Here is a 14,645-nt window from a genome sequence, read left to right on the forward strand (position 1 = left end):
CATCGTCTCTGGTACGTTTTGGTTTGATGCCATTAATGACGAAGGAGAAATAGTAGAAGTTCGTGAAGGACGTTTTGATATGCAGTTTTCGCAATAAAAAAATTAACGCGACAAATAATATACAATATCATGTGAAATTTCCTAATTTTAAACAATTAATAATCAACACAATGAAAAGAATACTTATAACAATGCTCCTTATATTCCCACTTTGGGGGCTAGGGGGATGTAGTAAAGACGACGATCAAAGTTCACAAGATCCCGTAAGCCAATTACCAGAAGCCACGCAAACTGGAGCAAATACTGCAGGCTGCTTGGTTAACGGCGAAGTTTTTTTACCCAAAGGCGGTGGACTGGCAGGAAACAAAAACTGCTTTTACCAATATGTGGATGGCGGGTATCATTTCATGATGCGTTTTTCTGATTTTTCAGGAGATGATTCATCATCTGTAAGATTAGGTACCCAAAATGCTACAATAGAAAATGGTAAAACCTACTCTTTAAATGCGCGTCCATTTTATTCAAATAATGAAGATGGTCGCGGAGGAGGTTATGAGATTTATACTTTGGAACCTTTTTCTGAAACTTATCATTCTACCACCAATGAAATAACAGGAGAAATGACCATCACCAAACTGGATTTTGAAAACAACATTGTATCAGGTACATTTTGGTTTGATGCCATTAATGAAGAAGAAGAAATAGTAGAAGTTCGTGAAGGACGCTTTGATATGAAATACACCAATTAAACAAAAATCACTAACTTTTAAACAATTATTCATGAAAACAAAATTACTTAGCTTAAGCTTACTACTATTCTCTTTTTGGTTTACAACATGGGCACAATTGCAAACCGTAAATATGAATACCAGGGATAATTCCCAAGATCTTTCTGGAAAATACTTTAAAGATATAGATGGTAATTTTGACCCTTTTATCGGGGTTTGGCAAGGCACACACCAAAATACCACGATGATCATAGACATTTCTAAAGCCGTACTGGGGCCTAGTCCAGGTAATAATTATGCCGAAGATGTACTTGTGGCAGATATTCAATTGATAGAAGGGATGGGTACGCCTATGGAGATGGTTATCTGCAATACGGCTACCGCCTACAGCCATTTTGACAAGCTGATTAGAAGCATCATCCGCGGAGATTCATACAATGGAATTACAATGAGCAGTGCCTTAGAAGACAATTGCCACCCGGGCAACAGTGCGGGAGGTATTGTGGTGATGAATATTCAAAACCCACAAGCATCGCCTTTAACCGCCACTTGGGAGATTGAGAGAAAGGGGATTGTGGCCAAAACCTACCCCGGAGAACCAGACTTTATTATTCCCACCAGTATTGTTTTAACCAAACAACCCTAGTAATAAGTACTATGGTTAAGCTACAAGCCGTTGCTTCAAAAGAAGTAGCTGTTTTTTTTAAGGCTTTGTGGCGGTCTCTACCAATTGATGGAGCAAACGTTCTATCTGGTCCTTATAACTGGCATTAATCTCTATGCCTTGCCTTTTTGCAATAAAATCGATTGCATTATAAGACACAAATACCCGGCCTTTGGCATTTTCCCAAACTAAAATTTTATGCGGTAAGTCTAGACCCAACAAAGCATTATCGCGCAACATACGGCTGCTTATCTCTGGGTAACTCACCATAAGCACATAGGTAGGCCGCAAAGACATGCCAACGCTGGCAGCATTTGCTTGATGATCTAAACTCGCTATCAATTCTAATTTTTGATTGTCGTGAATACTTTTTAATAAGGTATTTTTGGTTTTCGTAAAGCTCTGTTTACTTCGGTTGGTAATGATACCTTCCAATAATTTGACATGTTGTTTTCGGGTATGCACTACCGTTTGCCCTGCAGCATTTTCAACCAATCGCTCTAAAGCATCGCTCATTTGATTTAGACTTGGGGTATTTTTAATACCAAATCGGGCACCTAAATAATTGGTACTATTATAAGCCGTTACAAATTCTTCTCCATCTTGAAAGAATAAAATTTTCTGCGGTAAATTGAGACCGGCCAACTGGTTGGCTTGCATAAGCGGCGTTCCTAGATTGGGGTTGCCAAAAAAGATAATTTTTTCGGGTGCCAAATCTATACGCTCTTGAGCCGCTTCTTGGGCATAATCAGACTCGGCAATAATGCCAATGGCACTATTCTTACGCAAAGTAGATTTCAATTTCTGGTAGGCCTCTTCTACTTCGCCTTTTTGTTGGGTATAACTAATTCCTATAGCTTTTAAACGCTCTTGCTGAGGTGGCCACTGCTCCTCTTGATTCTTGTTTTTACAAGCTGTTAAACAGATTGCAACCAAAAGAAATAACCCGATTTTCTTTTTCATACGCCTTAATTTACCTACAATTTAATGATTTCTTCCTAAAAAATCAGTAAAAACTGCTTTTCATCCACTTATTTTTATAAATTTTTAAAATTTCCTAAGCTTAAAACCGAAACTCAATACAGCAAACTACTTGATAATTACCGAGACAAAACGCCGCTAGGACTGCACGATATTTATTATCTTGCTTTCATAAGTAATTATAGCATGGAAAATTTTTGGCAGCTTTACCATCAAGATATTTTATTTGTAGGCTTTGTTTTAGTGGCTACTGTTTTTTTATTGTGGCTCACCAATTGGAGTTATCGTTTTTTTACCAAGCGACTAGAGAAAAAATACAATTATGAGAGCCTAAGCAGTTTACGCAATGTAAAGAAAATTTTAAATTTACTTTGGTTGATTACAGGGCTTGCGAGTATCAGCTTTGTGTTTGCGAGTGCCAAAACCACCACTATAATCAAAGAAAACCTGCAGCTTATTGTATATGTAGGGGTGGTGCTAGTGGTAAGTATTCTTACCGCCACCATGGTACAATTGTTTTTTAGTAAACGCATTCAAGAGAAAACCGCTCAAGGAGCAGACTCTACCAGTTTACGTTTTATTCAATATTTAGCCAGTATAGGCGTTTATCTCGTTGGGGTTTTACTTATAATTTTAGCTTTTCCGTCGCTTAAACACATTGCCGGTACCGTATTAGGAGGTGCGGGTATTCTCGCAGTTGTTTTGGGTATTGCCTCGCAAGAAGCGCTCGCCAATTTGGTAAGTGGCTTATTTATCATCAGCTTTAAGCCATTTAAAATTGGAGATATCATTCAGATTACCGATACCATGATGGGCACCGTGCACGATATTACCTTACGGCATACGGTGATTCAAGATTTTCAAAATAAAATGATTGTTATACCCAACTCCATCATCAATAAAGAACGCTTGATTAATTATGATCTGAGCAATAGCTTGGTTCGGCAATGGATTTTTATGCGCATTGCTTATGAAAGTGATATTGATTTAGCGCGTAAAATTATGCGCGAAGAGTGCATGAAGCACCCCTTTACCCTAGACAACCGCACGCCGCTAGAAAAAGCCAATAATGAGCCTGTAGTACCTGTAAAGGTAGTCGAGTTACAAGAGTCGGCTGTATTGATGCGCGCTTGGGTATGGACCAGCAACTACGCCGACTCATTTGACTTGAAGTGCGATTTGCTCGAATCGATAAAAAAACGTTTTGATGCCGAAGGTATAAGCATACCTTACCCCCACCGCACAATGGTTTATAAAAATGACCCTCAGCACGACCCCGATCACAAGCCGCAAGGCCTTTAAATTTATTCGGCTCAAGGCTGTGCTTTTTTAAATAGAAAAATGTAAGTTTGGGTGAAGAAAAAACACCTACCGCATGAACGACTTCTTAATTTATTTTAACTTAGGGCTCACGCACGTACTCGATTGGAATGCCTATGATCACGTTTTGTTCCTCAGTGTTTTGGTTGCAGCTTTTGGATTTAAAGATTTTAAACCCGTAATTGCTTTAGTTACACTGTTTACATTAGGCCACACCCTATCTTTAGTGCTTGCGGCTTATGATTTGGTCAGTCTTTCGAGCAGGGTGATCGAGTTTTTAATACCGGTGAGCATTTTGGTCACCGCAATTTACCGATTGTTTACTGCGGGAAAAAATGTAAAAAGCGGTAAGACTTTACTCTACGCCATCACGCTTTTTTTCGGGTTGGTACATGGGTTTGGGTTTTCTTCATTTTTTCTTAGCACCACAGGAAGTTCTGGAGTAGATTTTGGCAGGTTGTTCGCTTTTGCCGTAGGTATAGAAGCCGCTCAGCTTATTGTAGTCTTGGTAGTGCTTTTACTAAGTTTGGTATTTCAAAGCCTATTGCGTTTTTCAAAACGGGATTGGGTATTGTTTATCGCTGCCCTGGTTATAGGATTAAGCATTCCGCTGTTGCGTGCCAATTGGATTCTTTAATTTTCCCTTTACGGATGCCTAATCGGTTGCTTTTATATAGCATGCAACAACCAAATAAAACTTTTACTCCTATAGCTTTCTATAAACCAGAAGGACCAATTTTGGTCGCTACCCGAAATTAAATCCGTAAAGCTATGCCTAGCTGCCTGCACTGCTTAAAATATATCGGGATAAATTGGATGAAAAACAATAAATTTGTGTCGGTTATAGTTTTAATAAGCAGCAAGACCAGATAATTTTATGGATAAAGCAAAGCAACTTAAATTTGACAAGGCTTACCTACGCATGGCTAAAGAATGGGGAAAACTTTCGCACTGCCAGCGCAAACAGGTAGGCGCCATTATAGTGAAAGATCGCATGATTATATCAGACGGGTATAACGGAACGCCTAGCGGTTTCGAAAATCCTTGTGAAGATGAAGACGGACTTACCAAATGGTATGTCTTGCACGCCGAAGCCAACGCCATCTTAAAGGTGGCCCGCAGTACCCAAACTTGTAAAGATGCTACATTGTATATTACCATGTCTCCCTGTAAAGATTGCAGCAAGCTTATACACCAAGCTGGCATAAAACGTGTGGTATATTTAAACGCTTATAAAGACAATGCCGGAATAGATTTTTTAAAGCGTGCCGGCGTTGAAGTAGAACATTTTAATGATATAGCTCACCAGCCAATTTGAAAAAAATAAATCCCATATACTTTCCGCTATTACTAGGGCTGTTTTTAGCGCTAGGAATTTTTGCAGGTGCCTACCTCAATTTTGAAACCCCACTCGATAGCCCAAATACCACAAATAAAAAGAAAGAAAAACTGGGAAGACTTATCGATTATATCGATTATGAATATGTAGATGCCGTAAATACCGATAGTATTGTAGATGTAACGGTAAATAGCATTCTTGCTAATCTAGATCCGCATTCTACTTATATTCCGCAAAGTGAGTACGCAGAGGTAAGTGAAAATATGAAAGGGGATTTTGTGGGTATTGGTATAAATTTTTATCGTATCAATGACACCATCACCGTTATTCGTCCGCTAGACGATAGCCCAAGCGCTAAAGCGGGAATAAAAGCCGGCGATCGTATTTTATATGCCGACAACCAGGCTTTATTTAGCGCTCAGCTCAGCAATGATTCGCTAAGTAAAATCCTTAAAGGTAAAGTAAACAGCAGCGTGCTGTTAAAGGTACAACGCAAGGGTAGCGATTCTTTACTCGAAATTGAAGTAGAACGCGATCACATTCCTATTAAAAGTATTGATGCCGCCTATATGCTGGGCCCCGAATTGGGCTACATAAAAATAAACCGATTTGCCGAAAACACCTTTACCGAGTATCAAGAAGCCTCTCAAAAACTAATCGATCTAGGAGCCAAAAACATGGTGCTAGATTTGCGCGACAACGGCGGAGGGTTTCTCAAACCTGCAATACAAATCGCCGATGACTTTTTAAAAGAAGATCAACTCATTTTATTTACTAAAAACAAGCGCGATGAGGTAGTTAAAACCATGGCCAGCGATGTGGGTAATTTTGAATCGGCACAGGTGTATGTATTGATTAATGAACATACCGCCTCGGCAAGTGAGGTAATTGCGGGTGCCTTGCAAGATCACGATATAGGAACCATTATCGGTAGACGTTCTTACGGAAAAGGTTTGGTGCAACGCGAGATGGAATTGGGCGATGGCAGTGCGGTAAGGCTTACGGTAGCCCGTTATTACACGCCTACGGGAAGATCTATACAAAAGCCATACGGAGACAATAACGAAAATTACCACCTAGAGTACCTCAACCGATATGAAAACGGAGAATTAAAACACAAAGACAGCATTCAAGTAAACGATAGCTTGCGTTATACCACCCCTAAAGGAAAAGTGGTCTATGGTGGTGGAGGTATTACTCCAGATGTGTTTATACCCAAAGACACCCATGTGACCAAAGAAAAACTAACTTATATGCTTCGCGGAGGTATTATGGATCGGTTTGTATTTAACAAGCTCGAGAAAGACAGAAGTGCATTTACAGACCTCTCTAAAGAGGAGTTCATTCAGTCGTACGAGCTAGACGAGGAGTGGATTGGTGAATTCATTAGCTACCTTCATCAATTCAATTTTGATTACCGATTTGGTCGCTACCAAGAATTGCTTAAGCTATACCTCAAAGCCAGTATGGGCGAGCAGTTGTTTAACACCCAAGTAAAAGAGCAAATCATCAATTCTCAAGACCCTTATATAAAAAGAGTAAAGCGTCTCGCTTTTTAAGGCTTGCTTATTCTTGGTCTTGGTATTTCTTTTGAATGCTTCTTGATACCAGTAAAATAAGCATTAATACCAAAACACATAAACTAGCTAAGACTCCGGCTAATGCAATAGAGCTCTCTTTACTCATAATATGGTTCAGGTCGAGCATACTTATATTAAAAGCGGCTAAAGCAATGGCTAGGCCTATGATCACAAAAATTACATACTTCATAACTACTAGTTAAATAAATTTTGAATATTGGTGACAAATAATTTTACGGCAATAGCCAATAGAATGACACCAAAAATCTTACGTATTACATTAATTCCTTGAGAACCCAATACCGTTTCAATTTTTTTAGACGATTTAAGCACCAAGTACACAAAGATAATATTAATAATGATGGCGGCAATAATATTAACAGTCGCATACTCTGCACGCAGAGACAATAAGGTGGTCATTGTACCGGCACCTGCCACCAATGGAAAAGCCAGAGGCACAATAGAAGCTGTTTCGGGTGCATCATCTTTATACAATTGTATACCTAAGATCATTTCTAGTGCCAGGAAAAACAAAATAAAAGCACCCGCAACCGCAAAGGAGTTTACATCAATCCCAATTAATTTTAGAATCTCTTCTCCTACAAACAAGAAAATCACCATTAAAATAGCGGCTACAATCGCTGCCTTTTCACTTTGAATATGCCCTACTTTACGCCTTAAATCAACAATAATAGGAATACTCCCAATGATATCTATTACAGCAAATAAAATAAGGCTAGCGGTTACTATTTCTTTTAAGTCAAAACCCATAACTTCTTAATATTCTTTGTTTTAAAAGCCCGCAAAATTAAAATTTAAATCGGGTTTTAAAGAATATAATTTTTAAATTTTTCATAAATTTTTATAAGCGTATCTTTGCCCAAAATCGGTAATTAGCATGTTTCAAATCGGTAAAACAATCGTATCAGAAGATATACTCACTAAAGATTTTGTTTGCAACCTAAAAGCCTGTAAAGGAGCTTGTTGTGTAGAAGGTGAAGCTGGCGCGCCAGTGGATCCTGAAGAGGTGAGCCAGTTAGAAGAAGTTTACCCAAGTGTAAAGCCTTATTTGAGGCCAGAAGGTATAAAATCTATTGAAGAACAAGGCTTGTATGTAAGCAATGATTTAGGCGAATTGGAAACGCCATTGGTAAACGGCGGAGAATGTGCCTATGTCACTTTTGACGATAAAGGCACAGCCCTTTGCGGAATTGAAGCCGCTTACCGCGATGGAAAAACCAAATGGAAAAAACCGATTTCTTGTGAATTGTACCCTGTACGTGTACAGCGTTATTCAGATTTTGCCGCGGTAAATTACCACCGTTGGCCCATTTGCGATGATGCTTGTAGCTTAGGAAAGCAACTACAAACTCCTATTTATAAATTTGTAAAAGAAGCGCTAATAAAGAAATTCGGTGAAGATTGGTATGCCGAAATCGAGAAAACCGCTCAAGATTTATAAGCTTTTGCCTACTTGGTAATAGGCGTTTATAACAAGGTTTTCAATACCCAGTATCGGGTATCTTTTACAAGCTAACAAGCTGTATTTCAGTATTTTGCTAGTTACACACAAAAAACAACCACTTACAAACTAATTAGGTTCAATTGCAAATTGAGCCTTTTTTATTGCCTTTATTCGTCTGATATTTGAGTCAACCAAAAACCGCAAACCGATGGATGCACGAATGAAATATGTACTGATTGCTTTTAGTTTTTTGATAGGGCTGAGTCCTTGTGAGGCCCAAATCTTTAAAAAGCTTAAAAAGAAAGTTGAGCAAAAAGCCGAACAGGTTATCATTGATAAATCGGCCGATAAGGCTGCCAAAGGCGTTGAAAGCGGGATGGATGAGGTTTTAAATGCACCCCAGAACATTCGCGTAAAGTCGAGCAAAATCGCACCCAGAGAGAGTTACCATTTTGACTATACCTATGTGCTTGAGATGCAAAGTCAAAAACAGCAAATGCAAATGACCTATTTTCTAGATACAGACAACCAGTATATGGGTATGAAATTGCAAGACGCTGGCGCGGATATGTTTATGGTAATCGATACACAAAAGAACACACAATTCAGTTTTATTCAGGCCGGCAATCAAAAAATAGTTCAGGCGATGCAGGTCGATTTGGAGGAAGATACTTGGGAAGAAGAAAGCGATTACCAATTTAGTGAGTTACCCCCAAAGAATATTTTAGGCTATCAATGCCAAGGCAAGCGCTACACCAATGATGAATATCAAATAGATCTGTATTTTACGCAAGAGGTTCCGGTAAAGATGATTTACCAACAACAACAAAACCTCAAGAATTTCCCTGAAGGTTTTGATCCCAACGAAAACGGCTTGGTATTATTAATGGACTTCAAGCACCATAAAAAATCAAAACGTAATATGCGTATGCGCTGCATAAGTTTAGAGAAGAAAGCTTTTAGTTTTTCGACAGCCGGTTACCAACAATTTTAAACAAACAAACCTTAATCACTAATAACTAACTATTAACTAAACTATTACATTATGAAACTAAAATTACTTTTTACCGTACTTTGTTTAATCGCTGGAGGCTTATGGACTAGCCAAGCTCAAATGCAAACCAAAATTGGAGCCGCATTGGCTTACGGTACCGAAATTGAAAACATTGGTTTGGGCGCTACAGCCGAATTTCATATTGCAGAACGCATAAGTCTTTCTCCCAATTTTATTTATTATTTCCCTAAAGAAGAAGGACCAATAAAAGTAAATTGGTGGGAAATAAATGCAGATGGGCATTATTATTTTCTAGCCGATGACGGCATTCAAGTCTTTGGCCTTGCCGGGGTAAATTACAGTCAGGTTAAAGTGAAATCTGATATAGATTTCGGTCCGTTTGGCGGTGGCGATTTTGAAGCCAGCGATGGTCGTGTAGGCTTAAATATTGGAGCAGGTATTAATTTTGACCTTGGCTCAAGCTTAGTGCCCTTTGCCAAACTAAAACATGTAATCATAGATGAAGGTCAAGCGGTTATCGCCGCCGGCGTAAAATTCAAAATATAAACTAACTACTACTAACCAATCTTATTATGCAACTCAATTATCAACCTATCAAACTTAGCTTTTTGCTTTTAGCGAGTTTAATGCTTATCGCTTGCAGTAGCGATGACGATTCTGCTTCGCCAACAGGTGAAAATAACGATCAGAGCTCGTACATTTTAAACATCGAGAACAAAGGTGAATTCAGCAACACCTTTATCACAGATACCGAAGGTAGTAGTTGGAACAATATGGCTGCCGTTTATGTGAATAGCGACGGAATTGAAGGCTTAAGCATTTCGCTTAGCGATGAAGATAAAAATTTATATCTCACAGGCTTTATAAAAATGAATAATGGTAAAGCCATGCCACTCACCGACTATGATAGCGAAGAAAACAATCCAGAAAATAGTTCAGCTTTAGCCATTACTTTCACGGGATTTACCGGTGAAGGTTATATTTCTCGCTCGGGAACCGTAACGGTAAAGAACCTAAAAACCTATTTTGCCACCGAAGAGGGCGGCCTAGCTAGTCTAGATTTAATTTTAGACGGTATTTTTGACAATAGCGCTACCGAAATTAACGAATCAATCAAAATTACGGGAACGCTTAAATTTCGCATCGGCGCTGGCGCATACCTCCCCCAATAAATTTTTGAGTAACCAACTATAACCAAAACCATCAGTTTAAAAACCGGATTGTAGGTTTACCTCGTAAACGACAATTAAACTAACTAACCAATCATTTTATCCTGTACCGACCGGTTTTCTGGTACAGGTTTTACTAAAGTACAAAGCAACTTGATTGCGCAACACCGTTTAAGTTTTGTGTATTTGTGAATAGCCTCGCTATTTTTGTGTTAGCCGTGCAAAGTTGCTTTGTATTTTTTATTCTAGAACTCCCTAAAACTGCATTGAGTTTAGTATTTTTACCCGTAAAACTAACGCATGAACTGGGAACAATTACTAGCACTTACCCGTTATGGAGATGAGCAACCGCGTCTTCGAAAAGACCAAGACGATACCCGATTAGGCTTTGAAGTAGATTATGACAGGGTTATTTTCTCTTCGGCTTTTAGGAGTCTTCAAGATAAAACTCAAGTAATTCCATTTTCTAAAACAGACTTTGTTCATACTCGGCTTACCCACAGCTTAGAAGTTTCTGTAGTAGGGCGTTCTTTGGGTCGACAAGTAGGGAAGAAAATTATCGAAAAATACCCCTACCTTCAAGAAGATTTAGGGCATCATTTCAACGATTTTGGTGCTATTGTGGCAGCTGCTGCCTTAGCTCACGACATTGGGAACCCGCCTTTTGGTCATGCAGGTGAAAAAGCCATGGGTGAATTTTTCCTTAGCGGAAAAGGCCAGCGTTTTAAAGACCAAATGACTGCAACACAATACCAAGATTTAATAAAATTTGAAGGAAATGCCAATGGTTTTAAACTACTAAACGAAACCAAAAACGGCAATCTTAACGGTTTGCGGCTATCTTATGCCACTTTAGGAGCTTTTACTAAATACCCAAAAGAATCTTTACCGCACAAACCCAGTAACCAAATAAGCGACAAGAAATTTGGTTTTTTCCAGTCAGAAAAACAACTATTTGAAAGTGTAGCCAAAGGTTTAGGCCTAAAAAAGAAAGGCGATGCCCTGAATATTCACTACCATCGTCATCCGTTAACTTTTTTGGTTGAAGCTGCCGATGACATTTGTTATACCATCATCGATTTTGAAGACGGAATAAATTTAGGACTAATCCCCGAAGATAAAGCCTTAGAATACCTCATCCAATTGGTAAAGAAAAGCATAAACACCAATAAATACCACTCGCTTACTAGCGTTGGTAGCCGCTTAAGTTATTTGCGTTCGCTGGCCATAAACACCTTGATACAAGATGCTGTACGGGTATTTTTAGAGAATGAAGAAGCCATTCTACAAGGTGAATTTCATCATGCCTTGCTCGACTTCTCGGTGTATGCACCCCAAATAAAAGATATTATCTCTATATCGGTTGAAAAAGTATACCAAAGTCAAGAGGTTATTGAAAAAGAAATCGTGGGCTACCAGGTTATTCACAAGTTACTAGAGGTTTTTACCGAAGCCATTGAGAACAAAATTAAACACGCTCAAAACAATTATCACGAACTCATTCTTAAAGGATTTTTACAAGACTTTGAGTTGCCCCAAGCTGGCGAAGAAGCATACGATTGGTTAATTCGGCTCACAAGCCACGTAGCGGCCTTAAGCGATAGTCAAGCGTTAAGAATGTACCAAAAACTAAACGCCATACGGTTTTAAGTACCTTTTTAATATATTTGCAAAAAATTGCGTCATTATTTATGAAAAATCACCTCTTTTATCTCTTTTTATTTTCTTTTTTGTGGCTAACCCCTTCCGCGGAAGCTCAAAATCAAGAATTCTTACCCCAGATCAAAGCTTACTTAGGTCAAAATAGTTCGCTCAGTCCACAAGATATGCAGCAATTGGTAGTGCGTGACAGTCATTTTGCCACCAGCACTCAAGCCCAAATGCTGTATGTAGATCAATACTATAAAGGCATACCGCTGCAGCAAGCTGTAGGAAGTTTTGCCATTAAAAACAATAAAATAGTTGCAGCCAATCACCGTTTTATTGAACAGCTTGCACAACAAATAAGCAGCAGCCAAGCTAACTTGAGCCCTATTGAAGCAGTAAACCAAGCAGCGGCTTACTTAAAACTAGAGGGAACAGCCGCTGAGATTATTGAGCAAGATCCTCAAAAAAACACTTATCTCATCGCCCAAAATGGCTTATCAAAAAAAGAAATACCAGTAAAATTGGTCTACCAATCGACTGAGGCAGGCTACAGAATGGCCTATAACCTGCGTATATTTACCTTAGATGATATGCATTGGTGGTCGGTTAATATTGATGCCGCAACTGGAGCAATTTTACACGTAAACGATTATCTTTTGCACTGCCAGTTTGAAGAAGTTCCTCACACGCACGAAAAAACGGATGCTACTCCGTCTAATTTCACATTAGAAAATCAACAGCAAAGCTTGGTAGGCAATGCAGCCTATCGCGTATTCCCTATGCCCATTGAATCTCCTTCTTACGGAAATCGTGTTTTGGTCAATCAACCCGCCGATGCTGTAGCCTCTCCTTTTGGTTGGCACGATATAGATGGTACGAGCGGAAATGAATTTACCAGCACTCGTGGAAATAATGTATTTGCAGCCGATTCGCGTGACGGTAACTTTGGAAACTCACCCGATGGCGGAAGCAACTTGGTTTTTGATTTCCCTTTAAACCTCAACCAAGACCCAAAGGGATACCTAGATGCATCGGTAACCAATCTTTTTTATTGGAGTAATTTAGCACACGACGTATGGTACCAATATGGTTTTGATGAGGCCAGTGGTAATTTTCAAAGGTACAATTACACCAACCAAGGTTTAGCCAATGACGAGGTGTATGCTCGCGGACAATTTAACGCCGATGCAGGACCAGGGAACAATGCTTTTTTTGGTACTTTAGAAGACGGTAATGCGGCAAGTATGAGTATGTTTACTTGGGGAGCACCAGGCGACCCTAATTTGCTTCAAATCGCTAGTCCGAATAATTTAGCAGGAGCTTATACAGCCAAAGCTGCTTCTTTTGGTCCGTCTATCACCAGTACCGGAGTAAGCGGAAATTTGGTCTTAGCCGAAGATGCTACTCCAGATATTTATAATGCTTGTGAGCCTTTTATCAATACCAATGCTTTAAACAACCAAATTGCGGTGATTAGACGCGGGAACTGTAATTTTACTTCAAAAGTATTGCAAGCCCAAAATGCTGGCGCCGTTGGGGTGATTGTAGTGAATAATGTAAATGGACCCACTATAAATATGGGAGGAAACCCCAGCGCGACCATTACTATTCCTAGCATTATGATTGATTTGAATACAGGTAGTAACCTAATTAGCAATTTGGAAAATGGAGTAAGTATACAGGGGAGTATTAAAAACGACGGACCCTATCAAAAAGATGGTTCGCTCGATGGCGGAATTATCGCCCACGAATACGGACACGGTATTTCTATCCGCTTGACGGGTGGTGCAGGAACCGCCGATTGCTTATATCCTTGTGAAATTACCAATCCTGATGGAAGCTGTTTTCAAGCCACCGAACAAATGGGTGAAGGCTGGAGCGATTATGTCGCTTTAATGATGACCTTAAAAGCAAGCGATACCCGAACCGATGCTAGAGGTATTGCCACCTATGTGGTGAACCAACAGCCGGGCGGTACAGGAATTAGACCTTTTGCTTATTCAACAGATTTTAGCATCAATCCCGCTACTTATGACCTTACCAATAATCCAAACTTAAGCGCTCCACACGGAGTAGGTTTTGTATGGGCCACTATGCTTTGGGAAATGACTTGGGATTTTATTGATCTCTACGGATTTGATCCCGATATTTATAATGGCACAGGCGGTAATAATATGGCCATGCAATTAGTAATAGATGCATTAAAACTACAACCTTGTAATCCTGGCTTTATAGACGGTCGTGACGCCATCTTACAAGCCGATATGATTTTAAACAATGGTGCCAATCAGTGTCTCATTTGGGATGCGTTTGCGCGAAGAGGTTTAGGGTTTAGTGCAGACCAAGGGAACTCGCTAGACCGTTCTGACCAATTGGAAGCTTTTGACTTGCCTACCACTTGTACGATGGGAACCACCACCCCGCAGCAAAATTTGTTTCAGGTATATCCTAATCCTACAGAGGGTTTACTACAATTACGTCAGCATCAACCTGAGGCATTTAAAGTACAGGTATTTGATGTTAAGGGTAGATTGCTTTTAAAACAAGAATTTAACGCCCAACAACAGACGCAGGTGAATTTGAGCAGCTTAAATACGGGAGTTTATATTTTACAGATAAATACAGCGAACCAACAACAAGTTGAAAAGCTAATCATAAATTAAAACTTAGCCGCTTATCATTAAAGGTTAAAAAGCAAACTTTAAAAACTCGGGTAGTCTTGAATCTACCCGAGTTT

Annotated in this window: 15 protein-coding genes; 12 read left to right on the forward strand and 3 right to left on the reverse strand. The window is 39.4% G+C overall.

The genetic code is table 11. The features are described 5' to 3' along the window. Nucleotides 1-191: 191 nt before the first annotated feature. Together ACFSQ0_RS08165 and ACFSQ0_RS08170 are read left to right on the forward strand one after the other, a co-directional pair. Nucleotides 192-749, forward strand: a complete 558-nt coding sequence (locus tag ACFSQ0_RS08165; RefSeq protein ID WP_379046744.1) for a hypothetical protein — start codon at nucleotides 192-194, stop codon at nucleotides 747-749. 31 nt (nucleotides 750-780) lie between these two features. Continuing rightward, nucleotides 781-1,374 (forward strand): DUF6705 family protein, encoded by a 594-nt coding sequence (locus ACFSQ0_RS08170; RefSeq protein ID WP_379046747.1) that lies wholly within the window; start codon nucleotides 781-783, stop codon nucleotides 1,372-1,374. Nucleotides 1,375-1,431: 57 nt separating this feature from the next. On the opposite strand, the gene ACFSQ0_RS08175 is transcribed toward ACFSQ0_RS08170, so the two are convergent. Further along, nucleotides 1,432-2,355: a DUF302 domain-containing protein gene (locus tag ACFSQ0_RS08175; RefSeq protein ID WP_379046750.1), complete on the reverse strand. Its 924-nt coding sequence runs from the start codon at nucleotides 2,353-2,355 to the stop codon at nucleotides 1,432-1,434. Nucleotides 2,356-2,559: 204 nt separating this feature from the next. Here ACFSQ0_RS08175 and ACFSQ0_RS08180 point away from each other — a divergent pair, with 204 nt between their 5' ends. The 4 genes from ACFSQ0_RS08180 (at nucleotide 2,560) to ACFSQ0_RS08195 (ending at nucleotide 6,591) form a co-directional block, all read left to right on the forward strand. Beyond that, nucleotides 2,560-3,675: a mechanosensitive ion channel family protein gene (locus tag ACFSQ0_RS08180; RefSeq protein WP_379046753.1), complete on the forward strand. Its 1,116-nt coding sequence runs from the start codon at nucleotides 2,560-2,562 to the stop codon at nucleotides 3,673-3,675. A gap of 73 nt (nucleotides 3,676-3,748) precedes the next feature. Then, on the forward strand, nucleotides 3,749-4,330 hold the full coding sequence (locus ACFSQ0_RS08185; RefSeq protein ID WP_379046756.1) for a HupE/UreJ family protein: 582 nt from the start codon (nucleotides 3,749-3,751) through the stop codon (nucleotides 4,328-4,330). Nucleotides 4,331-4,570: 240 nt separating this feature from the next. Next, entirely contained in the window at nucleotides 4,571-5,011 is a 441-nt protein-coding gene (locus ACFSQ0_RS08190) for a deoxycytidylate deaminase (protein ID WP_147861991.1), read from the forward strand. Next, on the forward strand, nucleotides 5,008-6,591 hold the full coding sequence (locus ACFSQ0_RS08195) for a S41 family peptidase (RefSeq protein ID WP_379046759.1): 1,584 nt from the start codon (nucleotides 5,008-5,010) through the stop codon (nucleotides 6,589-6,591). Before ACFSQ0_RS08190 ends, ACFSQ0_RS08195 begins: the two co-directional genes overlap by 4 nt. A 7-nt stretch (nucleotides 6,592-6,598) precedes the next feature. Here the strand turns inward: ACFSQ0_RS08195 and ACFSQ0_RS08200 are convergent, their stop codons facing one another. Beyond that, complete coding sequence (locus ACFSQ0_RS08200) at nucleotides 6,599-6,802, reverse strand: hypothetical protein (RefSeq protein WP_147861989.1); 204 nt, start codon at nucleotides 6,800-6,802, stop codon at nucleotides 6,599-6,601. A gap of 5 nt (nucleotides 6,803-6,807) precedes the next feature. Further along, the gene (locus tag ACFSQ0_RS08205; protein ID WP_379046762.1) at nucleotides 6,808-7,383 is read right to left on the reverse strand and encodes a MarC family protein; all 576 of its coding nucleotides are present in this window, start codon (nucleotides 7,381-7,383) and stop codon (nucleotides 6,808-6,810) included. A gap of 127 nt (nucleotides 7,384-7,510) precedes the next feature. Between ACFSQ0_RS08205 and ACFSQ0_RS08210 the strand changes: the two genes are divergently transcribed. The 6 genes from ACFSQ0_RS08210 (at nucleotide 7,511) to ACFSQ0_RS08235 (ending at nucleotide 14,571) form a co-directional block, all read left to right on the forward strand. After that, on the forward strand, nucleotides 7,511-8,074 hold the full coding sequence (locus ACFSQ0_RS08210) for a DUF3109 family protein (protein ID WP_379046765.1): 564 nt from the start codon (nucleotides 7,511-7,513) through the stop codon (nucleotides 8,072-8,074). 211 nt (nucleotides 8,075-8,285) lie between these two features. After that, nucleotides 8,286-9,071 carry a DUF4412 domain-containing protein gene (locus ACFSQ0_RS08215; RefSeq protein WP_379046768.1) on the forward strand — a complete coding sequence of 262 codons (786 nt, stop codon included), beginning with the start codon at nucleotides 8,286-8,288 and terminating at the stop codon, nucleotides 9,069-9,071. A gap of 51 nt (nucleotides 9,072-9,122) precedes the next feature. Beyond that, nucleotides 9,123-9,638: a hypothetical protein gene (locus ACFSQ0_RS08220; protein WP_379046771.1), complete on the forward strand. Its 516-nt coding sequence runs from the start codon at nucleotides 9,123-9,125 to the stop codon at nucleotides 9,636-9,638. A gap of 26 nt (nucleotides 9,639-9,664) precedes the next feature. Beyond that, nucleotides 9,665-10,264, forward strand: a complete 600-nt coding sequence (locus ACFSQ0_RS08225; RefSeq protein WP_379046774.1) for a hypothetical protein — start codon at nucleotides 9,665-9,667, stop codon at nucleotides 10,262-10,264. Nucleotides 10,265-10,561: 297 nt separating this feature from the next. Next, complete coding sequence (gene dgt / locus ACFSQ0_RS08230) at nucleotides 10,562-11,911, forward strand: dGTP triphosphohydrolase (protein WP_379046777.1); 1,350 nt, start codon at nucleotides 10,562-10,564, stop codon at nucleotides 11,909-11,911. A 41-nt stretch (nucleotides 11,912-11,952) separates the two neighbouring features. After that, nucleotides 11,953-14,571, forward strand: coding sequence for a T9SS-dependent M36 family metallopeptidase (locus ACFSQ0_RS08235; RefSeq protein WP_379046780.1), 2,619 nt, complete (start codon nucleotides 11,953-11,955; stop codon nucleotides 14,569-14,571). Nucleotides 14,572-14,645: the final 74 nt, after the last annotated feature.

Origin of the sequence: Mesonia sediminis (genome assembly GCF_042684705.1) — a bacterium.
In the GTDB taxonomy this organism is placed as follows: Bacteria; Bacteroidota; Bacteroidia; order Flavobacteriales; family Flavobacteriaceae; genus Mesonia; species Mesonia sediminis.